This is a genomic window from Bordetella genomosp. 12, assembly GCF_002261355.1.
Classification (GTDB): Bacteria; Pseudomonadota; Gammaproteobacteria; order Burkholderiales; family Burkholderiaceae_B; genus Bordetella.
The window spans coordinates 62,038-86,054 of record NZ_NEVU01000003.1 but is presented as its reverse complement, the minus strand read 5'-3'; the positions used below and the strand labels follow the sequence as shown (position 1 = coordinate 86,054).

Genomic DNA, 24,017 nt, shown 5'->3' with positions numbered 1-24,017 from the left:
AATCATGTCCTCCATTGTTCAGCGATGTGCCGCGCTTGCGGTTGCCATGGGTTGCGCTTTTGGCGCTCAGGCCGAAGTCGTCATCGGCGTGGATGTCTCCACTACCGGCCCGGCCGCGGCCATCGGCATTCAAACCAATAACGCCATTCGTCTGTGGCCCAGCACCCTGGGCGGGCAACCGGCGCGCTATGTCGTTCTGGATGACGGCACCGACGTCAGCCGCGCGGTCAAAAACATGCGCAAGCTCACCTCAGAGGACAAGGTCGACGCCATCGTCGGGCCCAATACCACGGCCGCCGCGCTGGCCGGCCTGGACGTGCTGGCCGAAACCGGTACTCCCATGGTGGCCCTGGCGGCCTCGGCGGTCATTGTCGAGCCCACTTCGGACCCCAAGCGGGCCTGGGCCTTCAAAATGCCCCAGAACGATTCGCTCATGGCGTCGGTGCTGGCTCAGGACATGAAAAAGAAGGGGGTGAAGTCAGTCGCCTTTATCGGGTTTGCCGACTCCTATGGCGATAGCTGGTGGAAGGAATTCTCGGCCGCGGCGCAGGCTGCCGGCCTGCAGATCGTGGCGCAGGAGCGATTCCAGCGCACCGATGCCTCGGTCATGGGGCAAGCGCTCAAAGTGATAGGCGCCAAGCCGGATGCCGTGTTGATCGCCGGGGCGGGCACCCCCTCGGCCTTGCCCCAGAAAACGCTGCTGGAGCGTGGGTATAAGGGCCCGATCTACCAGACCCATGGCATCGGCACGCTGGAGTTTCTGCAGGTTGGCGGGCGCGATGTGGAAGGCACTTTGTTTCCCACCGGCCCGGCCGTGGTGGCGCGAGAGCTTCCCGCGAATAATCCGGTCAAGAAGGTCGCCATGGATTTCGCCGATAAGTACGAGGCGGAGCACGGCGCCCATAGCCTGACGCAGTTCGCGGGCGACGCCTATGGGGCCTGGATGCTGCTGGATTCTGCGGTTGCTCGGGCCCTGAAAACGGGGGCCAAGCCCGGCACGGCCGAGTTTCGCAAAGCCTTGCGCGATGCGCTTGAGAATACCCGGGATCTGGCCGTGCCCAATGGCGTGCTGAACATCACGCCCAAGGACCACCAAGGCTTTGACGAGCGTGCCCGTGTCATGGGTGTGATCAAGGATGGCAAATTTTCTTATGCGGGACAACCCTGATATATACCCGGGTTAAATAAGCGTTTCCCTGGGGGGCAGGCATGATCCTGCCCCTTTTTGTTGAAATTTGATTCGTACTCAAATCATTTATTCGCATAAGATTCTTGGTGAACTAATTTAGGGGACACCAAGATGACAACGATGACGAGCTGGTCCTGGACCAAGCGTGCGCTGGCTGTGGCCACTCTGGCCGCCCTGGCCGCCTGCGATTCGGGCAGCAGCACTGCCCCCCCGGCTGCGGAGAAGCAAAGCAGCGCCGAGGACACCTTGCAGGCTGCCAAGAAGGCAGGCCGCATCCGTATCGGTTACGCCAATGAGGCGCCCTATGCGTTCATGGACAGCCAGAATGCCCGCGTCACCGGCGAGTCCGTAGAGGTCGCGCGCGTGGTGCTCAAGCGTATGGGCATCGATGAGGTCGACGGGGTGCTCACCGAATTCGGGTCCCTGATTCCCGGTTTGCAGGCGCAGCGCTTCGACATCATCGCCGCGGGCATGTACGTCACGCCCGAGCGCTGCCAGCAGGTGGCGTTCTCCAATCCCACCTACGGCGTGGACGAGGGTTTCCTCGTGCCCAAGGGCAATCCGAAGCAGTTGCATAGTTTCGAGGATGTCGCCAACAAGCCTGACGTGAAGTTGGGCGTGGTGGTGGGAGCGATCGAAGGCGATTATGCGCGTCAGTCCAAGGTCGATGCGGGCAAGATGGTGGTGTTTCCGGATTCGGTGAGCGCGTTCGCCGGCGTGCAGGCAGGCCGGGCCGATGCTTACGCGGCCACGGCGCTGACCATCAATGATCTGCTGAACAAGGCCGAGGATGGCGGCGGCATGGAACGCGCTCAGCCCTTCAAGAATCCTGTCATCGATGGCAAGGAGGCACGGGGCTATGGCGCTTTTGCTTTCCGCAAGGAAGACAAAGCGTTCGCGGATGCCTTCAATGCGGAACTGGCGAAGTTTCTGGGCACGCCGGAGCATGCCAAGCTGGTGGCGCCGTTCGGCTTTACCAAGGCGGAATTGCCTGGCGACGTGACGGCGGCCAAGTTGTGCGGCACGCCTTGAGGGGGCGGCCATGGATTCTTTGCCTGAATTGATCGGGCCCCTGTGGCAGGGGCTGTTGGTGACGCTGCGCATCACGGCGGGTGCGGCACTGCTGGCGATCCCTTTGGCCATCATGGCCGGACTGGCGCGGTTGTCCAGCCAGGCTTGGCTGCGCACGCTCTCGCTGACTTATGTGGAGGTGTTTCGCGGCACGTCGGCGCTGGTGCAGCTATTCTGGTTCTACTTCGTCTTGCCGATGTTCGGTGTGCGGCTGCCGGCCATTCTGGTGGGCATAGTGGTTCTGGCGCTTAACGCTGGCGCCTATGGCGCCGAGGTGGTGCGCGGCGCGATCCAGGCCGTTCCTGCCGGGCAGCGGGAGGCCGGGGTGGCGCTGAATTTCACGCGCCATCAGATCATGCGTCGCGTGATCCTGCCCCAGGCTTTCGCGGCCATGCTGCCACCGGCGGGCAATCTTTTCATCGAACTGCTCAAGAACACGGCGCTGGTCTCGCTCATCACGATCACTGATCTGACGTTCCGGGGACAGTTGCTGCGTAGCGAGACCCTGCAGACCACCGAGATCTTCAGCATCATGCTGTTGATGTATTTCGCGGTGGCGCTGTGCATCACCGGCGTGGTGCGTTGGCTTGAGAAAAAGGTGCGTATCCAATGACTCCTGTTTTCGATTGGAAATTCGCCTGGGAAATCCTGCCCTCTTTGGGCTCGGCCTTGCTGGTCACCGTGCAGGCCACCATACTGGGGATGCTGTTTGCCATCGTGTTCGGGCTGGTGCTGGCATTGTTGCGCCGCTCGCCCTGGAAAGCCGTCTCGTGGACGGCCGGGTTGGTGGTGGAGTTCGTCCGCAGCACGCCCTTGCTGGTGCAGATGTATTTCCTGTTCTACGTGCTGCCTTCGTTGGGCTTGAGCATGTCGCCGTTGATCACCGGTGTGCTGGCGCTGGGGCTGCATTACGCCGCCTATTGCGCCGAGGTCTACCGGGCAGGCCTGGAAGGGGTGCCGCGCGGCCAGCATGAAGCGGCCACGGCATTGAACCTGTCGCCTTGGCGCACCTCGGTGGACATCATCCTGCCGCAGGCTATCCCACCCGTTGTGCCGGCGCTGGGCAACTATCTCATTGCCATGTTCAAGGACACCCCGTTGCTGTCGGCCATCACCGTGGTCGAGTTGCTGCAGGAAAGCAAGATCATCGGTTCGAGCACATTCCGCTATACCGAGCCGCTGACTCTCGTGGGCATCATCTTTCTGGTCCTGAGCCTGATCGCGGCGTGGGGCGTGCGCCGTCTGGAAGCACGGCTGAAAGTCATTTATGGAGGTGCGTGATGAGCGCGAGCATACGCCTGAAGAATTTGCGTAAGCGCTACGGAGAGCATGAAGTCCTGCGCGGCATCGATCTGGACATTCCGGCGGGGCAGACCCTGTCCATCATCGGGCCGTCGGGTTCGGGCAAATCCACCTTGCTGCGCTTGCTGATGACACTGGACCGGCCCAGCGACGGCGAGATCGAGATCGATGGTGTTTCTATGTGGCGCGATGCGCAGGGACGTCTGGCCGATCCCAATTCATCCCACGTGCGCCAGGTGCGCGGCAAAATAGGGATGGTGTTTCAGCACTTCAATCTGTTCCCCCACATGACGGCATTGGGCAATGTGGTGGAAGCCCCGTTGCGAGTGCTCGGTTTGTCGCGTGAGGAGGCCGACGCACGCGGTCGTGAATACCTGGAGCTCGTCGGCCTGGGCGACAAACTGGACGCGCATCCGGCTCGTCTATCCGGGGGGCAGAAACAGCGCGTGGGTATCGCACGCGCGCTGGCCATGCGGCCCGAAATCATGCTGTTCGATGAGGTCACCTCCGCGCTGGATCCGGAGCTGGTGGGCGGGATTCTGGAAATCCTGAGAGAACTGTCGGCCAAGAAAGACATGACCATGATCATCGTCACGCACCAAATGAAGTTCGCCGAGCGCAGCTCCGACCGTACGCTGTTCTTTGACGAGGGCAACGTCGTCGAGGACAGGCCATCGTCAGAGCTGTTTGCGGATCCGCGGCAGGAGCGCACACGTCAGTTTCTGCAAAGCGTCATCGAGGCCGAGTAACCGGTGGGGCAGGCGGCGATGGGCTGCCTGCCCGTCCTGCTCAGGAGCGGCCGGTGCTGCCGAAGCCGCCCGCACCACGTTCGGACTCACCGAACTCTTCCACGACGTTGAAGTTCACCTGCAGCACCGGCACGATGACCAGCTGCGCCAGGCGCTCCATGGGTTCGAGGGTGAAGGCCGTCTGGCCGCGGTTCCAGGTCGACACCATGAGCTGGCCCTGGTAGTCGGAGTCGATCAGGCCGACCAGATTGCCCAGCACGATGCCGTGCTTATGACCCAGGCCGGAGCGCGGCAGGATGACGGCGGCGTAACCGGGGTCGGCCACGTGGATGGCCAGTCCGGTCGGGATGAGGACCGTGGCGCCTGGCTCGATCACCATTGCCTGGTCGATGCAGGCCCGCAGGTCGAGGCCGGCTGAGCCGGGGGTGGCATAGGAAGGCAGGCAATCGCGCATGCGCGCGTCGAGGATTTTGAGATCGACGGATTTCATGGCTGAAGAAAAATAGGAAAGGCGCAAGCCTAACAGACGCTCAAGGTTTCGGAGGCAGGTTCAGCGGTGGCAGGGCAGGGGGCGTTGCACGCGACAGCGCCCGCTTGCGTGCCGCGCCACGGAACAGCCAAAGCCCGATCAAGGCCGGGATAATGAATCGTGCGGGGCTCTGGTGTTCATGGGCCAGGAAGGCGGCCAGATTCCAGACGGCCAGGCAGATCATGATGAACCCTAACAAAGCTTGCCGCGAGCTGGATTGGCGCAGGCTGGCCTGTCCTGCCAGTGTGGGCTCGCTGCTGCGTGCGGGGGCTGGCGCTGGCGCCGTTGCCGCCGACGGGGTGCCGGCAGCCATGCGGCGCCAGCGGGGCGCAGGGGGGCGGCCGCGCGGCATTTCTCCGGGTGACTGTGTCGAGGAGGCGGGCTGGGAGCCGAGCCCACGACGCGAGAGTTCTTCGACGTAGCGGGCGAAATCGCCGTTCTTGGGTTCGCCGTAGATGGACATGGTGTTCCTGGTCAGGATTGGCCGCGGCCGCGATGGGCAGCCTGGCGGCGTTTCTTCAGCATCGTGGCCGCCAGCCAGGCGCCGACCAGCACGGAGGCCAGTGCGCCGGCAATCAGGCCGTACTGTTGGCTTTCACGGGCGGCGGCCAGGCCGCGCGCGGCGAAATAGCCCGGCGCAAGCATCGCGGGCAACCAGAGCATGGCCGACAGGACGTTTGCGATCTGGAATCGCAGGTGATTCATGCCCATGATGCCGGCCACGGTGGGAATCGTCGAGCGGATCGGGCCGAGGAAACGGCCCAGAAACACCGAGGCGAAGCCGTAGCGGTAGAAAAACAGGCGGGCACGTGCAACCGCCGTGCGTTGCGTCGAAAGCGGCCAGCGGCGTGTGATGCCCGGGCCGAGCCAGCGACCGATCAAATAGGACAGGGCATCACCGATGACGGCGCCGGCCACGCCCCAGAGCAGAATGCTCCAGACCGAGAGCGTACCCGCGCCGATCAGGCCGCCCGTCAGGAGCATGAGCGCGGTGGCCGGGATGAGCAGCCCCAGGATCAGCATCGATTCGCCCAGGGTAAGCAAAAAGGTGATGGGGCCTGCCCAATCCTGATTGGCTTCGATGAACGTCCCGATTTTGTCGATATATGCATCCATGGGAAAACCGCCGAGATCAATCCTGTATCTTAACGCCTGCGAAGCGGGCCAGGCGGACGCCGCCGCGCGCCAGGCGGCGCAAGCGATCGGGCAGCAGGGGCGGGGATATGGACTCAGTCACACAAGCGGTATTGGGCGCGGGCATTCAGGCGACGCTGTTGGGGCGCTGGCAAGGACGGCGCGCGCTGGTGTATGGGGCGTTGCTGGCCACGCTGCCGGACCTCGATGTGGTCATCGCTTATCCCGATCCGGTCTCCAGCATGACCTACCATCGGGGGTTTTCCCACTCGGTTTTTGTGCTGACCGCGCTGGCGGCCGTGATGACGTGGCTGATCCGCAAGCGCTGGCCCGCTGCTCCCTATACCGCCGGACGTCTGTTCATCACGCTGTGGCTGGTGCTCGTCACGCATCCTGTCCTGGATGCTTTTACGGTCTACGGCACGCAATTGTTCTGGCCGTGGGCCAGGATGCCCGAGAGTTGGTCGGCGGTGTTCATCATCGATCCGATCTACACGGTGCCTATGCTGCTGGCCGTGCTGGCGGCGGCGATTCAGGGCGTGACGCCCACGATGCGGCGCATCCTGGCGGCCACCTTGGTGTTCAGTACCGCCTATCTGTTTGCCGGTTTGGCGGGGCGGTTCCAGGCCGAACGTGAGGTGACAGCCGCGCTGCAGACGCGGGGCGAACGGGTGACGCAGGTGCTGGCCACGCCCACGCCTTTCAATATTCTGCTGTGGCGGGTCGTGGCCAAAACCGAGGGCGATACGTATTACGAGGCGCTCAGCAGTTGGCTGGACCGTTCGCCACCGCAATTGCTGGCTCAGCCGCTCAACCGTGAACTGGGGCTGGCTTTGGGCGAGGATCCGCTGCTGGCGCGTTTGCGCTGGTTCACCCAGGATTGGCTGCGCTATGACATCCTGGACGACACCTTGGTCGTGACCGATCTGCGCATGGGGCTACCCGGCTACTATACGTTTCGCTTTGCCATGGGAGAGCGTCGTGGCTCGGATTGGCAAGCGATTGTTCCCCGGCGCTGGCCCAGTGAGCGTGGCGGCTGGAATGAACTGCGGCAATTGCTGGCGCGCATCGCTGGCAAGCCTCTGCCGCTGGCCGATTGGGCCCAGCGCAACTTTGAGTAGAACCTCTGAATCATGAATGCACTGCTTTTGAGTAACTCGGCCGGACCGGCCGGGTACTTGACCCACGCCCAGTCCTGGTTGGCCGAGTTTGCCTCGACGCTGACCGGCGATGGGCCTGCCCTATTCGTGCCCTTTGCGGGCGTGACTCGTTCATGGGACGACTATGCCCAGCAAGTCGCCGATGCCTTACTCCCGGCCGGCATCGCCACGCGCGGCCTGCACCAGGAGGCCGATCCGGCCTGCGCACTGGCCGAGGCGCGTTTGATCGTGGTCGGGGGCGGCAATACGTTCCAGTTGCTGCGCGAGTTGCGCCGGCGCGGCCTGTTATCGCTGATCGCCGAGCGGGTCCGTGCGGGTCAGGCCGGCTATGTGGGCTGGAGCGCAGGCGCCAACCTGGCCGCGCCCACCATTTGCACGACCAACGACATGCCCATCGTGGATCCGGGCGGATTCGACGCGCTGGATCTCGTGCCCTTCCAGATCAACCCGCACTACACCAGTGCCCACCCGCCGGAGCACCGGGGCGAGACCCGGGATCAGCGGCTGGCGGAATTCTGCGCCGTGAATCCACAGCGGCTGGTCTTGGCCTTGCCGGAAGGTGATGCGCTGCGTCTGGACGCGCGCGGTCTGGCCTTGCTGGGACCGCATGAGGCCTTGCTGTTTCAGGCGGATCGGGCGCCCAGGCCTGTGGCCCCCGGCAAAATCTCGCTGACTTGAACCGACCCGCCGCGGCTCAGGACAGATCCGGCAGCGGCGGCCCGGGTTCGTTTTTCACCGTCTGCATGACCACATGAGTGTAGAAGGCCTCGACGTTCTCGTCCTGATCGAAATGCCGGTCAGCGAAGGCTAGATACTCGTCCATATTGTTCATGTGAACGATGATCACGCAGGAGATGCGGCCGGTCACCAGATAGCATTGGGTGACCGCCGGCTCGGCGATCAAAGACTGCATGAGCTTGCGGCGGTACTCCGAGCCGTGGCGGCTGAATTCGATGGTGACGATGGCCGTCAGGGCACGGCCCGTATATTTGGAATCCAGCAGAGCGACGACGCGCTGGATGACGCCGGTTTCCTTCAGGCGGGCAACACGCCGTAGACAGGCTGAGGGGGAGAGGCCAACCTCATCGGCCAAGGCGGCATTGGACAGGTCCGCATCCCGCTGCAGTATGGAGAGGATACGATGGTCTAACGGGTCTAACAACATAGCGCAATTTTATTGTGGGTCGTGGCCGGTTTATAGCGTGTTTTTTTGAGGCTAGGCAATGAAAGGTATCGCTGTTGTGAAGCTCCCACACCCTGGCGGGCGGTTTTCTTAAGAAAAGCAGAGACGTATGCTCTTGTATCTGCACGGTGTGCTAAGCCGTAGCCTGCGTTTATTCCTGGCCCTGGCCAAAATCATGCTGCCCATCATGGCGCTGGTGCAGCTAGGGCAATGGTTAGGGTGGGTCGACGTCCTGGGGCATGTTTTCGGGCCGGTCATGGGTTGGCTGAACCTGCCGGCACAAGCCGCGCTTATCTGGATGGCAAGCGTCTTTGTCGGCGTTTACGGGGCGCTGGCGGCGTTGGCGGGCCTGGCAGGCGGCCTGGATATCACCGCGGGCCAGTTCAGCGCCCTGGCCGCCATGGTGCTGTTTGCGCACAATCTGCCGGTCGAGCAAGCCATCGTGCGCCGGGCCGGAGCGAGCTTCTGGGCCACGGCCGGGCTGCGGCTGGGCGCGGCGCTTGTCTACGGGGCGGCCGTTTCCTGGACCTGCCATGCCATGGGATGGTTGTCGCAGCCGATGGCTTTCGAGTGGTTGCAGGGGGCGGAATCCAGCGGGGCGGAGCTGAGCCTGTGGCAGTGGCTGCATGGCACGGCGGTCTCGATGGCACTGACCTTCGTGGTGATCACCGGCTTGCTGATCCTGCTGGATGTCATGCAGCGCTGCGGCCTGACACGCGCTTTGACGCGGGCACTTACGCCGGTTTTGCGCTGGTCCGGGCTGGAACCCCAGGTCGCGCCAGTGACCATGCTGGGTGTGCTGCTGGGGCTGTCTTATGGGGGCGCACTCATCATCGAAGAGGCGCAACGGCAGCAATTTTCGGCACGAACGCGCTTTCTCGCGCTGTCATGGCTATCGCTGTCGCATTCGCTGATCGAAGACACCTTGCTTCTGCTGGCGGTGGGCGCCAACATCGGGATCGTGTTGGTGGGACGGGTGGCCTTGACCTTGCTGATCGTGGCCGCGCTGGCGCGGCTGTGGCCCGAGCCAGCGGCGGCGCGAGCCGGGTCGGCTTGAGGGGCGGGGCGGCGGCCCGCCCGACCGACCGCTATTTACGTGTCTGGGGCAGGCGGCCGGCGATTTCGGCCACCAGCCGGCGAGCCGCGTCCAGTTTGGGCGCCGCAGGCAGCGGGTGCACTCCCTGGCCATCAAACAGCACCAGTTCGGTGGTGTCCGCGTCCATGACTTTGTGCGCCAGATTACCGACCAGCAGCGGAATGCCTTTGCGCAGCCGCTTGGCCTCAGCGTGTTCGGACAGTTTCTCGGTTTCAGCGGCAAAACCCACGCACCACGGGCCATTGGGCAGGCGGGCCACTTCGGCCAGGATGTCCGGGTTGGGTTCGAACTCCATCCGGGGCTGGCCGCCGCCCTCGGCGTCTTTCTTGAGCTTCTGGTTGGCGGGGTTCTTGACGCGCCAGTCCGCCACGGCGGCCACGGCCACGAAGATGTCCGCATCGGCCGCCTGTGCCATGACGGCTTCATACATCTGCTGCGCCGTCATGACCTGTATGGCTGAGACGCCGCGCGGGACCGGCAATGCAGTGGCGCCCGTTACCAGCGTGACCCGTGCCCCCGCCTCGTGCGCTGCGCGCGCGAGCGCATAACCCGTTTTGCCTGACGAACGGTTGGTCAGGACCCGCACGGGGTCGACCGGCTCGGAGGTCGGGCCCGCGGTCAGCAGCACATGCCGGCCGGCCAGCAGCTTGGGCTGAAAGAACGCGATCAGATCGGCGAGGATGTCCTGCGGCTCCAGCATGCGCCCGGAGCCGGTTTCGCCACAGGCCTGCTGGCCAGCGGCGGGCCCCAACAGGGTGATGCCATCGGCCAGCAGTTGGGCCGCATTGCGCTGCGTGGCGGGGTTGGCCCACATCTCGCGGTTCATGGCCGGAACCACCAGCAGGGGGCAGGCGCGCGCCACGCACAGCGTGGAGAGCAGGTCATCGGCCAGGCCGTGAGCCAGCTTGGCCATGAAGTCCGTGCTGGCCGGCGCGATCAGCACGGCATCGGCGCCGCGTGTCAGGTCGATGTGCGCCATGTTGTTGGGCACACGCGCATCCCAGGCATCGACGAAGACCGGTCGGCCGGAGAGGGCTTGCATGGTCGTCGCGGTGATGAAGTGCGTAGCCGCCTCCGTCATGACGACGTCGACGGTGGCGCCTTGCTCGGTCAGCCGGCGCACGAGCTCGGCGATCTTGTAGCAGGCAATGCCGCCTGTCATACCGAGAACGATGCGTTTGCGGGCGAGATCGAGCATGGTGGCTGCGCGGCGCGAGCGCCGCTTTCCTGGTTGGTCGGTAATACGGATTGTAGGCGCGATCAGGTGCCGGCAGACGTCCTGGACTTGGCGCGGCCGCGCAAGAGTTCGTCTATCACCAGCAGTACCGCGCCGCAAGTGATGGCGACGTCGGCGATGTTGAAAGCGGGGTAGTACCAGTCTTTCCAGTAGAACAGCAGGAAATCCACCACGTGCCCGTAAACCAGGCGGTCGATCACATTGCCCAGTGCGCCGCCCATGATCAGGATGAGCGCGGCGCGAAATCGCGGCTGGCCGGGTGAGCGGCGCAGCAGCCAGATGATGACGCCAGCGGCGACCAGGCCCAGAACCGTGAAGAACCAGCGCTGCCAGCCTTCTTGCGCGGCCAGAAAGCTGAACGCCGCGCCGCGGTTATAGAGCAAGGTGAAGTCGAAGAACGGCAGCACGTTGACGCGCTCGCCAAACGTGAACGCGGTATTGAAATAGACCTTTGTGATCTGGTCCACCACAATGATCAACAGGGCAAGCGCCAGGGCGCCGCCCAGTTTCCCCCGGGCCTTGGGCGAGGCGTGCGTCATGCTCAGGCCTTTGCGCGCGGCTCGCCGGCGCCGAAAAGGTTGGAGACGCAGCGGCCGCAGATCTCGGGATGATCGGCATCCTGCCCGACATCGCTGCGCCAGTGCCAGCAACGCTCGCATTTCTTATTGGCGGAGGGAGCGATTTCGATGGCCAGCTCGCCGGCCCGGGCATGCACCGTGGCACGCGAGACGATGAGCACAAAGCGCAGATCATCGCCCAGGCTGGACAGCAGGGCATGATCCTGGCCTTCGGCATAGAGGTCGACTTCCGCCTGCAGCGAAGATCCGATGCGCCCGGCGCTGCGGACGTCTTCCAGTTTGCGCAGCACGTCGGCGCGGATGGCGCGCAGGCGCGTCCAGCGGTCGGCCAGCGTGTCGGCGTCGGCGTAGGGCGGCAACTGGTGGTAGACCTCGGTGAGAATCGTCAGGCGCGCTGCATCGGCTTGATGCTTCAGGGTCGATTCCAGCAACACCTTCCAGGCCTCTTCGGCCGTGAAGGTGAGGATGGGAGCCATCAGCTTGAGCAGCGTTTGGGTGATCTCCAGCAGCGCCGTCTGGGCGCTGCGGCGCGCGAGGCTGTCAGGCGCGCTGGTGTAGAGGCGATCCTTCAGGATGTCCAGGTAGAACGCACCGAGATCCTCGGAGCAGAACGTCTGCAGGCGCGCGACGGCCGGGTGAAAGTCGTAGCGCTCATAATTGGCGAGCACTTCGCTTTGCATCTGCGCGGTCATGACCAGGGCGTAGCGGTCGATTTCGAGCAGGTCGCCGAAGTCGACCGTCTGGCTGACGCCGTCGAAGTCGGCCACGTTGGCCAGCAGAAAGCGCAAGGTGTTGCGGATCCGACGGTAGCCTTCGACCACCCGCTTGAGGATCTCGTCGGAGATGGACAGCTCGCCGGAGTAATCGGTGGACGCCACCCACAGGCGCAGGATCTCGGCGCCCAGCGAATCCGATACTTTTTGCGGTGCGATGACGTTGCCGACGGACTTGCTCATCTTGCGGCCCTGGCCATCGACCACGAAGCCGTGGGTGAGCAGGCCTTTGTACGGCGGTTGGCCGTAAAGCATGCAGCCGGTCAGCAAGGACGAATGGAACCAGCCGCGATGCTGGTCGGAGCCTTCGAGATAGAGGTCGGCCGGCCAGGCAAGCTGCTCGCCGTGCGAGCCGGCCAAGGCGTGGTCTTTGCCGCCCAGCACGGTCGCGTGGGTGCTGCCCGAGTCAAACCAGACGTCTAGCGTGTCGCGGTTCTTTTCGTAGCTGTCGGCCTCGTCGCCCAGCAGCTCGCGCGGGTCCAGGGACTGCCAGGCTTCGATGCCGCCCTTTTCGACGCGCTTGGCGACTTCTTCAAGCAGTTCCACCGAGCGCGGGTGCAACTCGCCGGTTTCTTTGTGCACGAAGAAAGCCATCGGCACGCCCCATTGGCGTTGCCGCGACAGCGTCCAGTCCGGACGATTGGCGATCATGGAGTGCAGGCGAGCGCGGCCCCAGGCCGGGTAGAACGCCGTGGCGTCGATGCCGGACAGCGCGCTTTCGCGCAGCGTCGGCCCGCCATCGACGGGCGTGACATCCATGCCGGCAAACCACTGGCTGGTGGCGCGGTAGATGACCGGCGTTTTGTGCCGCCAGCAGTGCATGTAGCTGTGCGAGAGCTTCTGTACATGCATGAGCGAGCCGGCAAGCTTGAGCGCTTCGACGATCTTGGGATTGGCATCCCAGATCGACAGACCGCCAAACAGCGGCAGGGTCGAGACGTATTTGCCGTCACCCATGACCGGGCTGAGGATGTCGGCATCGACCAGGCCGTGCGCTTTGCACGACACAAAGTCTTCGATGCCGTAGGCCGGCGCGGAGTGAACGACGCCGGTGCCGGCGTCCAGCGTGACGTAGTCACCCAGATAAATGGGCGAACTGCGGTCGTAGCCTTCGGCCGCCTTGGCCAGCGGGTGCGCAAAACGCAGGCCGTTAAGCGCTTCGCCCTGCGCGGTGGCGATGACTTCGCCTTGCAGGCCCCAGGCCTGCAGGCAGGCCTCGACCCGCTCTTTGGCGATCAAAACCAGCGGGCCGTGCACCGGCGTCGGCGAAACGCGCACCAGGGCGTATTCGATTTCCGGGTGAACGTTGAGGGCCTGATTCGAGGGGATGGTCCAGGGCGTGGTCGTCCAGATCACGACGGCACCATCATCGACGCTATCCAGGCCGAAGGCGCGGGCCAGCGCGGCCTTGTCGATGAAGGGGAAGGCCACATCCACGGCAGGATCCACGCGGTCGGCGTACTCGACTTCCGCCTCGGCCAGGGCCGAGCCGCAGTCGAAACACCAGTTCACGGGCTTGAGGCCGCGAAATACATAGCCTTTCTCGAGGATGCGCGCCAGTACCCGGATCTCATCGGCTTCATTGCTGAAGTTCATGGTGAGATAGGGGTTGTCCCACTCTCCCAGCACGCCCAGGCGCTTGAAGTCCTTGCGCTGGCGATCGATCTGCTCACGCGCATAGGCGCGCGCCTTGGCCTGCACCTCGGTGACAGGCAGGTTCTTGCCGTACTTCTTTTCGATCTGGATCTCGATCGGCATGCCGTGGCAATCCCAGCCCGGCACGTAAGGCGCATCAAAGCCTGCCATATTGCGGCTCTTGACGATGATGTCCTTCAGAATCTTGTTGACCGCGTGCCCGATATGGATATCGCCGTTGGCGTAGGGGGGGCCGTCGTGCAGCACGAACAGCGGCCGGCCTTTGCTGGCGGCGCGGATGGCCTGATAGACGCGGGTTTCCTCCCACTGCTGCACCCAGCCAGGCTCGCGCTTGGCTAGGTCGCCCCGCATGGGGAAAGAGGTATCGGGCAGGTTGAGGGTCTTTTTATAGTCCATGAACGGCAAAATAGGCACGCGCGTTTCGCGCGTCTTCGGCGATGGCGGCAGTCAGGGAAGGGAGGTCGGAAAACTTTTCTTCATCCCGCAGTTTGTGCAGGAATTCAACGCTTACGAGTTTACCGTATGCGTCGAGGCTCTCGTCGAGCAGATGCACTTCAAGCAAAACACGGCCGGCGTCCTCGACGCTGGGGCGTACGCCCAGGCTGGCCACGGCGGCCATCGGTTGCGGGCCCAGCCCTTGAACGCGCACCACGTAAATGCCCGAGCGTGCGGCGCAACGGGGCGCCACACGCAGATTCATGGTCGGGAATCCCAATTGGCGGCCCAGCTTGCGGCCATGGATCACATGGCCGCTGATATGGAAAGGGCGCCCCAGCAAGTGTTCGGCGCGAGCCAGGTCGCCCACGGCCAGCGCGGTGCGCACCTCGGAGCTGGAAATCCGGTGGCCGTGGCGGTCGGTGACGTCGGCCAGGGTGGCGACTTCAAAGCCGTGGGCCAGGCCCGCCTCCCGCAACAGGTCGATGTCGCCGCTGCGTTGGTGCCCGAAGCGGAAGTCCTCGCCGACCAGCAGCCAGCGTGTCTGCAGGCCATTGACCAGCAGATCCTCGATAAAGGCATTGGCCGACATTTCGGCCAGGCTGGCGTCGAACGGTACGATCACTACCTGTTGCATGCCCGCGCAGGCCAGCGAGGCGACTTTGTCGCGCAGGCCGCTGATACGCGTCGGGGCCAGTTCGGGGCGCTGATGCAACTGCGCGAAGTACTCGCGCGGATGGGGCTCGAACGTCATGACCGCAGGCGTCAGGCCGCGCTTTTGCGCGGCTTCGCGTACCCGGGCGAGGATGGCTTGATGGCCCCGATGCACGCCATCGAAATTGCCGATGGTCAAGGCACAGGGGGACCGCTGCCCGGGGGGCGGCAGGTGGTGGTGGATGCGCAGCGTTGGTTTCACGAGCAAGAGTTTACAATTTTGGGTTGGCTCGCTTTGGAATTTCTTATCTTGCCCCCATCCCAATCGACTCCGTGCCGCTTCGTCATCCTGATTTCAGGGCGGGGCAGCAATATGCAATCGCTGGTGCAAAGCTGCGAGGATCAGGCCTGGCCGGCGCAGGTTGCCGCGGTTATCGCCAGCCGGCCGGACGCCGCCGGCCTGCAGTGGGCCGCCAGCCGGGGCATCCCCACGGCAGCCTTGTTCCACAAGGAATTTCCCAGTCGCGAGGCATTCGACACCGCCTTGGCCGACGTCATCGACCGCTATCAACCGGATTATGTGCTGCTGGCCGGTTTCATGCGCGTGCTCACCCCCGGTTTTGTCAATCACTATGCCGGGCGCCTGGTCAATATCCATCCGTCGTTGCTGCCGGCTTTCCCCGGCCTGCACACGCATGCCCAGGCCTTGGCCACCGGTGTGCGGGTGCATGGTTGCACCGTCCATTTCGTCACACCCGTGCTGGATCATGGGCCGATCATTGCCCAGGGTTGTGTGCCCGTGCAGGCCGGCGATACGCCGGAGGCGCTGGCAGAACGGGTGCTGGAGGTCGAGCACGTGGTCTATCCGGCAGCCGTCCGCTGGCTGGCCGAGCGCCGTGTCAGCCTGACTGCCGATCACCGTGTCGAGGTCGAAGGCGACCCGGCGCGACTGTTTACCTGGCCGCCAGCCGCCCACTGAGGCGCGGCGGTCCAATCGGGGACTTCCCCCAGGAATCATCATGAACAAGAAGCACTCAAGCTCGCGCTCCTCCACCGGCAGGCCTGCCCGGCCCGAACCGTCGCGTGCGGCTGCCGCACGGCCCGCCGAACGCGGCGATGGCCGGCCCCGCCGTCCGCTGGCGGCATTTCGTATCGAACAGGTTCAGCGGGTGCTGGGCGAGGTCCTGCAGTGGACCAGCCCTGCCGATGCCGTGCTGTCGCACTGGCTGCGCGCCAATCCGGCCCTGGGCGGCCGGGATCGCGCCGAACTGGCCGAAGGGGTCTATGACGTGGTGCGCAATCTGCGCCGCTACCGCCAGCTGGCCGAAAGCGGCGTGGGCAATGCCACGCGTCGCCTGGCCATTCTGGGTCTGGCGGCCACGCGCGGCCTGGAGTGGCTGCAGGACGCGCTGGATCCCGGCGAGGCAGACTGGATCAAGCGGGTGGATCAGGTCGATCCGTCGGCCTTGCCGCGCGCGGTGCGCTACAGTCTGCCCGACTGGCTGGAAGAGCGGCTGGGCAAACTGCCGCAGGCGGATTCGCTGATGCAGTCCCTGCAGCAGCCGGCGCAGCTCGATGTCCGCTCCAATCCCCTGAAAATCGAGCGCGACGCGCTGCTGGCCAAGCTGCGCGAGGGCCCGGCTGGCCGCTATGACCCGCAGCCCATGACGTATTCGCCATGGGGCATCCGCTTCAAGGGCCATCCTCCTATCAACCGCTGGCCGGAGTTCGAAAGCGGTCAGGTCGAGGTGCAGGACGAGGGCAGCCAATTGCTGGCCTTGTTGGTCGGCCCGCGCCGCAGCGAGATGATCATCGATTTTTGCGCTGGCGCGGGCGGCAAGTCGCTGCTGCTGGGTGCCCTGATGCGCTCGACTGGCCGGCTCTACGCCTTCGATGTGTCCGCCGCGCGCCTGGCCAAGGCCAAGCCGCGCTTTGCGCGCAGCGGCCTGTCCAACGTGGTGCCGGTCGCCATCGATAGCGAAAACGACGCACGGGTCAAGCGCCTGGCGGGCAAGGCGCAGCGTGTGCTGGTCGATGCGCCGTGTACCGGTATTGGCACCTTGCGGCGCAATCCGGATCTCAAATGGCGGCAGCAACCGCAAGCCTTGGGCGAGTTGTGCGAGTTGCAGTACCGCATTCTCAAGAGCGCGGCGCGCTGCGTGGCCCCGGGCGGCCGCCTGGTTTATGCCACGTGCAGCCTGCTGCCGGAAGAAAACGCCGATCAGGCTGATCGCTTTTTGGCCGAACACCCCGATTTTGAGCGCCTGGATGCGGCGACGCTGTTGCATAACCGCTGCGAAAACCTGGTGCTGGAAGGTCCTTACGTGCAATTGCGTCCCGATCTGCATGGCACGGACGGGTTCTTTGCCGCCGTCTTCGAGCGCAAGAAAGCCAGCCGCCACGCGGACACCCCGGCCCCGAGCGGCCCGGCGGCCGAGCCCCTGGCTCAAGCCCTGCCCGAATCCCCTGAGCCAGGCGATGCGCCTGAGGGGGGCGCGGACGAGGCGTCCTCCGGCGCTGCCGAGCAAGCCAAGGGTTGAGGGATCAGGGCAGGATCACGATGTCCGCGCTGCCCGCTTCGGCAGCGCGGCCGCGTGTTTGGTAACGCACCGTCCAGGAGACGGTGTCGCGGCCCGTTTTGTCGGCCCGGTAAATGATTTGCGAGACGGGCGTGGCGATATAACCACAGCCTCCCGCGCCTGCCGTATTGCCCTGACTGGTGACGACGGTGGCCGATCCCAGGCGGGCCGGTTCTGTCAGCCGCAAGCGTGGGGCGGCCAGGGGCTGACAGCCCCGCAACTCATAGAAGGTCGCGAGCACGACGCTTTGCCCTGGTTTCAGAGAAACGGGGGCAGATTGTGCGGCCAGCGTCACGCAGCTCAGCAGGGTGGCGGCGAATAGGCGTAACATGGGTGGGAGCCTCTTGGGGCCAGCTCGGCGTGGGACACAACATATTGTGCCAGCCTCGTTGTAGCAAATTGTAGGCGGGGTCTGTTGTGGCGCCGACCGATCCCCATAATAGAGGCGATAGGCAGCCTTTCGGCCGGCGCGCGGACACCCTCCCGGGGGCATGCGAAATACGGCTTAGTACTTGATTTCCCTCAAAAACTATTTTGAAATTGCGCTGTCATAAGAAATTCAGGTGGGCTACACTTCACCCACTCTTTCTGTGAGGCTAGAAAACGGTTTTATGGATTACATCCTTTCTTTCATATCCGGTGGTCTGACCCAGGCCAGTTGGTGGCAGATCCTCGCTTACACGCTGATCGTGACGCACATCACGATCGTGTCCGTCACGGTCTTCCTGCACCGCAGCCAGGCGCACCGGGGCCTCGACCTGCATCCCGCGGTCATGCATTTCTTCCGCTTCTGGCTTTGGCTGACCACGGGCATGGTCACCAAGGAATGGGTCGCCATCCACCGCAAGCACCACGCCAAGTGTGAGAAAGAGGGCGATCCGCACTCGCCCATGCTGTTTGGCATCTGGAAGGTGCTGTTCCGCGGTGCGGAGCTCTACCGCGAAGAGTCCAACAACAAAGAAACCATGGCTAAGTTCGGCCACGGCACGCCTGATGACTGGCTCGAGCGCAACGTCTATACCAAGCACAGCCTGTGGGGCGTGCTGACGATGCTGGCCATCGATATCGCCTTGTTCGGCGCCATGGGCCTGACGGTCTGGGCCGTGCAAATGGCGTGGATTCCCTTCTGGGCGGCCGGTGTGGTCAACGGTATCGGCCACTATTGGGGCTACCGCAACTACAACAGCCCGGACACCAGCACCAACGTGTTCCCCTGGGGCATCGTGATCGGCGGCGAAGAGCTGCACAACAACCACCACGCCCATGGCACGTCGGCCAAGTTCTCTGCCAAGTGGTATGAGCTGGATATCGGTTGGGGCTACATCACCGTCATGCGCTGGATGGGTCTGGCCAAGGTCAAGAAGGTCGCTCCCAAGCTGACCCTCGACCCGGATGCCAAGTCCATCGATCTGCGCACGCTGCAAGGCGTGATCACGCACCGCTACGAAGTCATGGCCCGCTACGCCGATGTGATCAAGAAGGCGGCTGGTGAAGAAATGTCCAAATTGAAGTCCTCGCGCCGCAAGGGCAGTGAAGACTGCAACTGGACCGTGCTCAAGCGCGCCCGCCGCACCCTGACCCGCAATGAAGACGTGCTGCGTCCGGCTCAGTTGGCCGAGGTGGATCAGGTCATCGCCAAGAACGCCTCCTTGTCCACGCTGGTGCAAATGCGCCGCGAGCTGGGCCGTCTCTGGGAAAGTTCCAGCGCCAGCAGCGAGCAATTGCTGCATGAGCTGCAAGCCTGGTGCCAGCGTGCCCAGCAAAGCGGCATCGCCGGGCTGGAGCAGTTCGCCGTCAGTCTGCGCCGCTACGCGGCATGATGCTGGACAAGCTCAACCCAGAACAACGCGCCGCTGTCACACTCGAACCGCAACACGCCCTGGTCCTGGCCGGGGCGGGTAGCGGTAAGACCCGGGTCCTAACGACCCGCATGGCCTGGCTGATTCAAACCAGCCAGGCCAGTCCATTTGGGCTTCTGGCCGTTACGTTCACCAATAAGGCTGCCCGCGAGATGCTGACTCGCATGGCGGCCATATTGCCTATTGATACCCGGGGTCTGTGGATCGGGACTTTTCACGGCCTGTGCAATCGCATGTTGCGTGCGCATCACCGTGATGCAGGCCTGCCGCAGGCATTTCAGATTCTCGATACCGCCGATCAGCTCGCCGCCATCAAGCGGCTGCTCAAGGCGCAGGGTATCGATGACGAAAAGTACCCCCCGCGTGATGTGCAGCGTTTCATTTCGGGCGCCAAGGAAGAGGGCCAACGCCCCGCCGATGTCGAGGCCTGGGATGCGCATCGCCGCAAACTCATCGAGATCTATCAGCTCTACGAGGCGCAGTGCCAGCGCGAAGGCGTGGTGGACTTTGCCGAGTTGCTGTTGCGCGCTTATGAGCTGCTGTCGCGCAATGCGCCCGTGCGTGAACACTACCAGCGGCGTTTCCGCCATATCCTGGTCGACGAGTTCCAGGATACCAATACGCTGCAGTACAAATGGCTGCGCCTGTTGGCCGGCGGCGGGGCGGCTATTTTCGCGGTGGGTGACGATGATCAGTCGATCTATGCGTTTCGTGGCGCCAACGTCGGCAACATGGCCGATTTTGAGCGTGATTATGCCCATGGACGCGTCATCCGCCTGGAGCAGAACTACCGTTCCTTCGGCCACATCCTGGATGCGGCCAACGCGCTGATTGGTCACAATCAGGGGCGCTTGGGCAAAAACCTCTGGACCGACCAGGGCGAGGGCGAGCCTATCCGTGTCATGGAGTTGCCCTCCGATGGCATGGAGGCGCAGTGGATCGTCGATGAAATACGCTCGCTGATCAACGATGGCCGGTCGCGCAGCGAAATCGCCGTGCTCTATCGCAGCAACGCACAATCGCGGGTGCTCGAGCATGCGCTCTTTTCCGCGGGTGTGGCCTACAAAGTCTACGGCGGCTTGCGATTCTTCGAGCGCCAGGAAATCAAGCATGCGCTGGCCTATTTGCGTCTGATCTCCAATCCGGATGACGATACTTCGTTCATGCGGGTCGTGAATTTCCCGACGCGGGGTATAGGCGCACGCACGCTGGAGCAACTGGCCGACGCCGCGCAAAGCGGGCAGACCAGCCTGTTTGGCGCGGTGGCCCGCGTACCTGGCAAGGGTGGCGCCAATCTGGCTGCCTTCGCGCAATTGGTCGGGCGCCTGGCTGCCGAGACGCGCGATCTGCCTTTGCCGGAGATGGTTGAACATCTCATCGAAGAAAGCGGCCTGAAGGCGCATTATCAGGCTGAGCGCGAAGGCGCCGAGCGGCTGGAGAACCTCAACGAACTGGTGACCGCGGCCGCCGTGTTCGCCGCGGAAGAGAACTTCGACGGCCTGCCGGCCGGGGTGATTCCCGAGATGCCGGCCGCCGCGCAGGCAGACCCCGCCGATGGGCTGGAGACGGCTGTGGCCAGCCAGGTCATGACGCCGTTGGCGGCTTTCCTGTCGCATGCCGCGCTAGAGGCCGGCGACAACCAGGCCCAGGCGGGCCAGGATGCCGTGCAATTGATGACGGTGCATGCGGCCAAGGGCCTGGAGTTCGATGCCGTGTTCATCACCGGCCTCGAGGAAGGGCTGTTTCCGCATGAGAACAGCATTCTGGAGCCTGCCGGGCTCGAAGAAGAGCGGCGTCTCATGTATGTGGCCATCACGCGGGCGCGCGAACGTCTGTACCTGACCCTGGCGCAAAGCCGGATGTTGCACGGCCAAACCCGCTACGCCATGCGTTCGCGCTTTCTTGAAGAAATCCCCGAGGCGCACCTCAAGTGGCTCACCCCCCGGTCCGGTAGTACGGGCGGGGGAATGGGCAACGCGGGCAGCATCGCATGGACCGAGCGGGGCGATGCCTACGGGCGCCGCCAAACCGGCACCATCGCTCCTCGCACGCCGCGGACCGGCACCAGCGGTGTGACCGTGGGTGACGTTCAGTACCGGGTGGGCCAGGGGGTGCGTCATGGACGTTTCGGCGAAGGCACCATCATCGGCTTGAGCGGTGCCGGCCAGGATGCCCAGGCGCAGATCCAGTTTCGTGATGTCGGCACCAAAACTCTGGCGCTGGGTATCGCCAAGCTGGACATCATTGCCTGAGCGGCCTTGGCTCAGTATCGGTAGGCCACCTGTAGCCAGATCTCGCGCCCGGTGCGGAAACGACGCTCATCGATGTCGTTGCCCGGACGCGTGGCCGTCAAGGGCGGCATGTGGTTCAGCACATTGAGCACGTCGACGGCGAGCATCAGCCCTTTGGCAAAGCCAGGGTGCCACGCGAGGCGTGTGTCCCAGGTCCAATGCGATGGCAGCCGCACCGGCGCATAGATATCCAGCGGCCGGCGTCCCGGCGTGCTGTCCACATAAAGGATGTCGTGGCGGCGGCTTTGCCAATTGAGCGCATGCGTCCAGCTCAACCCGAAGCGGGGCCACTGTCCATGGAGGTCCAGCGAGACCTTATGCGGCAGATTGAAGTCGCCCGGGGGCAGCTCGGAAGCGCGGATGCGCTTGCCGCGGTAGATGACATAGACATCGCGCTCGAGAGGGGTGGCTTCATAGCCTTCGGCGAGCCGCGCGTTGCGTTGGCTTTTCTGGTATCCCCAGCTCAACGAGGCCTGCCATAGCGTTTGCATGACGCGCCACGGTGTCTCGTTGCTGATGGTCAGGCTCCAGTCCCGGGTACGCGATCGCCCCTCATTGGTGTAGCGATAGCCGTTGTAAGAATCGCCCCGCCTGAGCACCTGGTCGCGGCCGTTGCGCTGCACGAAAGACAGCACCCCCTGCAGGCCAAAAGCCTTCTGCGTCAGCGAGAAAGCCCATTCATCATCGTAGGGGCTGCGCAGGCCGTCGTAATCGACCCGTGTGGCCAGGCTGTCCTGTACCGGATTGCCAAACACATCCAGGATGGCTTCGCTCAAGCGGCTGAATTCTTCGGCCATGGCGATCTTCAGCGCTTGCGCGCCGAAGTAGCGCGACCAGCCCGCGCTCAGTACGGTATTGCCGTCGCCGAGCGCGTCCCAATCGAGGCGGCTGCGCGGCGCCAGATGGCGTTGCTTCAGGTAGTTGTCCCTGTCGTAGCGCACCCCGGTCATCAGGTTCCAGCGCTGCCAGCGCAGATCGTTGGATGCGTACAGGCCGAGCTGCGTGTGTTGCAAGGCCACGCTGCCTGGCTTGTGGCGCACCTTGGACGATTGTTCCTCCGTGCCGTCGATCAGCTGAACGGCACGGTAGGAATAGGCCTCCCGATAGCGTTTGAACCGGGCGCGGGCGTGCTCGATCTGCACGCCGACGTAAGGGCTGGCCTGCCACCCGGAGGCCTGCCAGGGTTCAAGGTCCAGACGGGTGTTGAACGTGAGGTTACGTTGGCCGCGCTCACTCTTGCCATAGCCGCCGCTGGAGAAGTCCGGCCGCCCGTCCTCGAACTCATGTTGGACGAAGGCATTGTGCACGGAGTTCTGCCGGCTGTTGAAATCATCCAGTCCGGCGCGCAAGGACCACTGGCCCAGGCGCGAGCCGTGTTCCAGCCCCAGGTCCACACCGTGGGCCAGATGCTGGTTGCGCCAATCGGTATCGCGCGACTCGATGCTGACCAGATGCTCGCGCCGATTGGCGTGCTTGACGTTCAGGTCGAACACCGTGCGGGCGTCGAGGGTGTGGCTGAAGTCAGCCAGTATGTTGTCCACGCGGTCGGCGTAGTTGTCGCGCTCGATGAGGTCGAGGTTGTCCATCGCACCCAGCCGATAGCGCCCGATGCGTGATTCTCGTCGCGAGACACCCAGAATCGCTCCGCTGTTCTCGCCCAGCGAGAGGTCGGTGGTCACGGTATAAAACCGTTTGCGCCAGGTCGGCGAAAACCCGGGCTCGCCCTGGGTCCACTTTTCCAGGTCATAGTCGGGGACGCGCTGTCGCGTGAGGTTGGAGCTATTCCAGCGGTAGCCAGCCTCGATATGATTGCCGCCCGATGGCCGCCGCAGGCTGGCGTCGACTACGCCGCCGGTGAAGGCGCCGTACTCGACCGGGATGCCGCTGTCGAAGACCCGCACCTCGCCCAGCAAGGCCGTGTCCAGGAAGTAAGCCTGAGGGTTGCTGGGCACGCTGCCCAACAGGCGATCCTTGTTGGCGGGATCGACCTGGTTGGTGGCAGTGACGCCGTTGATCAAGAACAGATTCTGGTAAGGACTGGCGCCATGGAAGGAGATGTCCGCCACGTCCAGCGAACCGCGATCCGCGCTATCGGCCGCAGCATTATCCTGGCGCACGGACGGCAGCGTCGAGAGCAGCGTGCTCAGGTCGCGGTTGGAGGCGGGGGTGGCGCGGATTTCGCTGGAGGTAAACACATGCTCACGGGGCAGTGGCGCCGTCACGGATACGGCGTCCAGCCAAGGCGTGGCGGACTGTTGCGGCGCCGGTTGTTCCTGCGCCGTGGCGTTGCCGCAAAGGACAAGAGTGGTCAGCGCCGCGTAGCGCCGAAGCGGGGGAATCCACATTCTGAACTTCCAGATGACAGTGAAAAACAGCCATGGAGCAGAAGGGGATGAGCGCCGTGCATGATGAAATTGGGAACCAACGAGAGCCCAAACTATAGGCGCGTGTCGGCCTGCCGGGGGCATTGCCGGACCGGCGGCGAAAGGTCACACAACAAAGTCGGAAAGCGCCGCGGAGGCTGCAGCAGTGAGGAGGGAAC

At 64.0% G+C, this 24,017-nt stretch carries 22 protein-coding genes; 12 read left to right on the top strand and 10 right to left on the bottom strand.

Annotation, left to right across the window (positions count from 1 at the left end):
- Nucleotides 1-4 precede the first annotated feature (4 nt).
- The 5 genes from CAL22_RS12530 to CAL22_RS12510 all read left to right on the top strand — a co-directional run bounded on the left by CAL22_RS12530 (nucleotide 5) and on the right by CAL22_RS12510 (nucleotide 4,311).
- Nucleotides 5-1,168 (top strand): ABC transporter substrate-binding protein, encoded by a 1,164-nt coding sequence (locus tag CAL22_RS12530; protein WP_094813785.1) that lies wholly within the window; start codon nucleotides 5-7, stop codon nucleotides 1,166-1,168.
- A 141-nt stretch (nucleotides 1,169-1,309) separates the two neighbouring features.
- The gene (gene ehuB / locus CAL22_RS12525; RefSeq protein ID WP_094813784.1) at nucleotides 1,310-2,221 is read left to right on the top strand and encodes an ectoine/hydroxyectoine ABC transporter substrate-binding protein EhuB; all 912 of its coding nucleotides are present in this window, start codon (nucleotides 1,310-1,312) and stop codon (nucleotides 2,219-2,221) included.
- A 10-nt stretch (nucleotides 2,222-2,231) separates the two neighbouring features.
- The gene (gene ehuC / locus CAL22_RS12520) at nucleotides 2,232-2,873 is read left to right on the top strand and encodes an ectoine/hydroxyectoine ABC transporter permease subunit EhuC (RefSeq protein ID WP_094813783.1); all 642 of its coding nucleotides are present in this window, start codon (nucleotides 2,232-2,234) and stop codon (nucleotides 2,871-2,873) included.
- A complete protein-coding gene (ehuD, locus tag CAL22_RS12515; protein ID WP_094813782.1) occupies nucleotides 2,870-3,541 on the top strand; it encodes an ectoine/hydroxyectoine ABC transporter permease subunit EhuD in 672 nt (223 codons plus the stop codon). The genes ehuC and ehuD overlap by 4 nt, the downstream gene beginning before the upstream one ends.
- A complete protein-coding gene (locus CAL22_RS12510; protein ID WP_094813781.1) occupies nucleotides 3,541-4,311 on the top strand; it encodes an amino acid ABC transporter ATP-binding protein in 771 nt (256 codons plus the stop codon). Before ehuD ends, CAL22_RS12510 begins: the two co-directional genes overlap by 1 nt.
- A gap of 40 nt (nucleotides 4,312-4,351) precedes the next feature.
- Here CAL22_RS12510 and dut read toward each other — a convergent pair whose 3' ends face one another.
- From dut to CAL22_RS12495, 3 genes are read right to left on the bottom strand one after another with little or no spacing between them, the layout of a single operon-like run.
- Nucleotides 4,352-4,801 carry a dUTP diphosphatase gene (gene dut / locus CAL22_RS12505; RefSeq protein ID WP_094813780.1) on the bottom strand — a complete coding sequence of 150 codons (450 nt, stop codon included), beginning with the start codon at nucleotides 4,799-4,801 and terminating at the stop codon, nucleotides 4,352-4,354.
- A gap of 40 nt (nucleotides 4,802-4,841) precedes the next feature.
- A complete protein-coding gene (locus CAL22_RS12500) occupies nucleotides 4,842-5,303 on the bottom strand; it encodes a hypothetical protein (protein WP_094813779.1) in 462 nt (153 codons plus the stop codon).
- Between the two features lie 11 nt (nucleotides 5,304-5,314).
- On the bottom strand, nucleotides 5,315-5,956 hold the full coding sequence (locus CAL22_RS12495; protein ID WP_094813778.1) for a DedA family protein: 642 nt from the start codon (nucleotides 5,954-5,956) through the stop codon (nucleotides 5,315-5,317).
- Between the two features lie 107 nt (nucleotides 5,957-6,063).
- On the opposite strand from CAL22_RS12495, the gene CAL22_RS12490 reads away from it, so the two are divergent.
- Complete coding sequence (locus tag CAL22_RS12490) at nucleotides 6,064-7,095, top strand: metal-dependent hydrolase (RefSeq protein ID WP_094813777.1); 1,032 nt, start codon at nucleotides 6,064-6,066, stop codon at nucleotides 7,093-7,095.
- A 12-nt stretch (nucleotides 7,096-7,107) separates the two neighbouring features.
- Nucleotides 7,108-7,812, top strand: coding sequence for a dipeptidase PepE (gene pepE / locus CAL22_RS12485; protein ID WP_094813776.1), 705 nt, complete (start codon nucleotides 7,108-7,110; stop codon nucleotides 7,810-7,812).
- A 16-nt stretch (nucleotides 7,813-7,828) separates the two neighbouring features.
- On the opposite strand, the gene CAL22_RS12480 is transcribed toward pepE, so the two are convergent.
- Entirely contained in the window at nucleotides 7,829-8,299 is a 471-nt protein-coding gene (locus CAL22_RS12480; RefSeq protein WP_094813774.1) for an Lrp/AsnC family transcriptional regulator, read from the bottom strand.
- Between the two features lie 127 nt (nucleotides 8,300-8,426).
- On the opposite strand from CAL22_RS12480, the gene CAL22_RS12475 reads away from it, so the two are divergent.
- Nucleotides 8,427-9,374: a hypothetical protein gene (locus CAL22_RS12475; protein WP_094813772.1), complete on the top strand. Its 948-nt coding sequence runs from the start codon at nucleotides 8,427-8,429 to the stop codon at nucleotides 9,372-9,374.
- 31 nt (nucleotides 9,375-9,405) lie between these two features.
- Here the strand turns inward: CAL22_RS12475 and coaBC are convergent, their stop codons facing one another.
- From coaBC to CAL22_RS12455, 4 genes are all read right to left on the bottom strand, one after another.
- Nucleotides 9,406-10,611, bottom strand: a complete 1,206-nt coding sequence (gene coaBC / locus CAL22_RS12470) for a bifunctional phosphopantothenoylcysteine decarboxylase/phosphopantothenate--cysteine ligase CoaBC (RefSeq protein WP_094813770.1) — start codon at nucleotides 10,609-10,611, stop codon at nucleotides 9,406-9,408.
- A gap of 62 nt (nucleotides 10,612-10,673) precedes the next feature.
- The gene (gene lspA / locus CAL22_RS12465; protein ID WP_094813768.1) at nucleotides 10,674-11,189 is read right to left on the bottom strand and encodes a signal peptidase II; all 516 of its coding nucleotides are present in this window, start codon (nucleotides 11,187-11,189) and stop codon (nucleotides 10,674-10,676) included.
- Nucleotides 11,190-11,191: 2 nt separating this feature from the next.
- Nucleotides 11,192-14,053 carry an isoleucine--tRNA ligase gene (gene ileS, locus CAL22_RS12460; RefSeq protein ID WP_094813766.1) on the bottom strand — a complete coding sequence of 954 codons (2,862 nt, stop codon included), beginning with the start codon at nucleotides 14,051-14,053 and terminating at the stop codon, nucleotides 11,192-11,194.
- Nucleotides 14,043-15,008, bottom strand: coding sequence for a bifunctional riboflavin kinase/FAD synthetase (locus CAL22_RS12455; protein ID WP_094816559.1), 966 nt, complete (start codon nucleotides 15,006-15,008; stop codon nucleotides 14,043-14,045). The genes ileS and CAL22_RS12455 overlap by 11 nt, the downstream gene beginning before the upstream one ends.
- Nucleotides 15,009-15,119: 111 nt before the next feature.
- On the opposite strand from CAL22_RS12455, the gene purN reads away from it, so the two are divergent.
- Together purN and CAL22_RS12445 are read left to right on the top strand one after the other, a co-directional pair.
- Complete coding sequence (purN, locus tag CAL22_RS12450) at nucleotides 15,120-15,725, top strand: phosphoribosylglycinamide formyltransferase (protein ID WP_244193959.1); 606 nt, start codon at nucleotides 15,120-15,122, stop codon at nucleotides 15,723-15,725.
- A gap of 190 nt (nucleotides 15,726-15,915) precedes the next feature.
- A complete protein-coding gene (locus CAL22_RS12445; RefSeq protein ID WP_094816557.1) occupies nucleotides 15,916-17,286 on the top strand; it encodes an RsmB/NOP family class I SAM-dependent RNA methyltransferase in 1,371 nt (456 codons plus the stop codon).
- 4 nt (nucleotides 17,287-17,290) lie between these two features.
- Here CAL22_RS12445 and CAL22_RS12440 read toward each other — a convergent pair whose 3' ends face one another.
- A complete protein-coding gene (locus CAL22_RS12440) occupies nucleotides 17,291-17,656 on the bottom strand; it encodes a hypothetical protein (RefSeq protein WP_244193867.1) in 366 nt (121 codons plus the stop codon).
- A 280-nt stretch (nucleotides 17,657-17,936) separates the two neighbouring features.
- Here CAL22_RS12440 and CAL22_RS12435 point away from each other — a divergent pair, with 280 nt between their 5' ends.
- On the top strand, nucleotides 17,937-19,145 hold the full coding sequence (locus CAL22_RS12435; RefSeq protein ID WP_094813764.1) for a DesA family fatty acid desaturase: 1,209 nt from the start codon (nucleotides 17,937-17,939) through the stop codon (nucleotides 19,143-19,145).
- Nucleotides 19,142-21,436, top strand: a complete 2,295-nt coding sequence (locus CAL22_RS12430; RefSeq protein WP_094813762.1) for a UvrD-helicase domain-containing protein — start codon at nucleotides 19,142-19,144, stop codon at nucleotides 21,434-21,436. Before CAL22_RS12435 ends, CAL22_RS12430 begins: the two co-directional genes overlap by 4 nt.
- An 11-nt stretch (nucleotides 21,437-21,447) precedes the next feature.
- Here the strand turns inward: CAL22_RS12430 and CAL22_RS12425 are convergent, their stop codons facing one another.
- Nucleotides 21,448-23,820, bottom strand: a complete 2,373-nt coding sequence (locus CAL22_RS12425) for a TonB-dependent receptor plug domain-containing protein (RefSeq protein ID WP_094813759.1) — start codon at nucleotides 23,818-23,820, stop codon at nucleotides 21,448-21,450.
- Nucleotides 23,821-24,017: the final 197 nt, after the last annotated feature.

Coding starts and splice junctions, on each gene's coding strand:
- CAL22_RS12500 (WP_094813779.1), bottom strand. CDS start 5,303: ATGTCCATCTACGGCGAACCCAAGAACGGCGATTTCGCCCGCTACGTC.
- CAL22_RS12430 (WP_094813762.1), top strand. CDS start 19,142: ATGATGCTGGACAAGCTCAACCCAGAACAACGCGCCGCTGTCACACTC.
- CAL22_RS12440 (WP_244193867.1), bottom strand. CDS start 17,656: ATGTTACGCCTATTCGCCGCCACCCTGCTGAGCTGCGTGACGCTGGCC.
- CAL22_RS12490 (WP_094813777.1), top strand. CDS start 6,064: ATGGACTCAGTCACACAAGCGGTATTGGGCGCGGGCATTCAGGCGACG.
- CAL22_RS12495 (WP_094813778.1), bottom strand. CDS start 5,956: ATGGATGCATATATCGACAAAATCGGGACGTTCATCGAAGCCAATCAG.
- CAL22_RS12475 (WP_094813772.1), top strand. CDS start 8,427: ATGCTCTTGTATCTGCACGGTGTGCTAAGCCGTAGCCTGCGTTTATTC.
- ileS (WP_094813766.1), bottom strand. CDS start 14,053: ATGGACTATAAAAAGACCCTCAACCTGCCCGATACCTCTTTCCCCATG.
- lspA (WP_094813768.1), bottom strand. CDS start 11,189: ATGACGCACGCCTCGCCCAAGGCCCGGGGGAAACTGGGCGGCGCCCTG.
- CAL22_RS12510 (WP_094813781.1), top strand. CDS start 3,541: ATGAGCGCGAGCATACGCCTGAAGAATTTGCGTAAGCGCTACGGAGAG.
- pepE (WP_094813776.1), top strand. CDS start 7,108: ATGAATGCACTGCTTTTGAGTAACTCGGCCGGACCGGCCGGGTACTTG.
- CAL22_RS12435 (WP_094813764.1), top strand. CDS start 17,937: ATGGATTACATCCTTTCTTTCATATCCGGTGGTCTGACCCAGGCCAGT.
- CAL22_RS12530 (WP_094813785.1), top strand. CDS start 5: ATGTCCTCCATTGTTCAGCGATGTGCCGCGCTTGCGGTTGCCATGGGT.
- ehuB (WP_094813784.1), top strand. CDS start 1,310: ATGACGAGCTGGTCCTGGACCAAGCGTGCGCTGGCTGTGGCCACTCTG.
- CAL22_RS12480 (WP_094813774.1), bottom strand. CDS start 8,299: ATGTTGTTAGACCCGTTAGACCATCGTATCCTCTCCATACTGCAGCGG.
- ehuD (WP_094813782.1), top strand. CDS start 2,870: ATGACTCCTGTTTTCGATTGGAAATTCGCCTGGGAAATCCTGCCCTCT.
- dut (WP_094813780.1), bottom strand. CDS start 4,801: ATGAAATCCGTCGATCTCAAAATCCTCGACGCGCGCATGCGCGATTGC.
- purN (WP_244193959.1), top strand. CDS start 15,120: ATGCAATCGCTGGTGCAAAGCTGCGAGGATCAGGCCTGGCCGGCGCAG.
- CAL22_RS12425 (WP_094813759.1), bottom strand. CDS start 23,820: ATGTGGATTCCCCCGCTTCGGCGCTACGCGGCGCTGACCACTCTTGTC.
- ehuC (WP_094813783.1), top strand. CDS start 2,232: ATGGATTCTTTGCCTGAATTGATCGGGCCCCTGTGGCAGGGGCTGTTG.
- coaBC (WP_094813770.1), bottom strand. CDS start 10,611: ATGCTCGATCTCGCCCGCAAACGCATCGTTCTCGGTATGACAGGCGGC.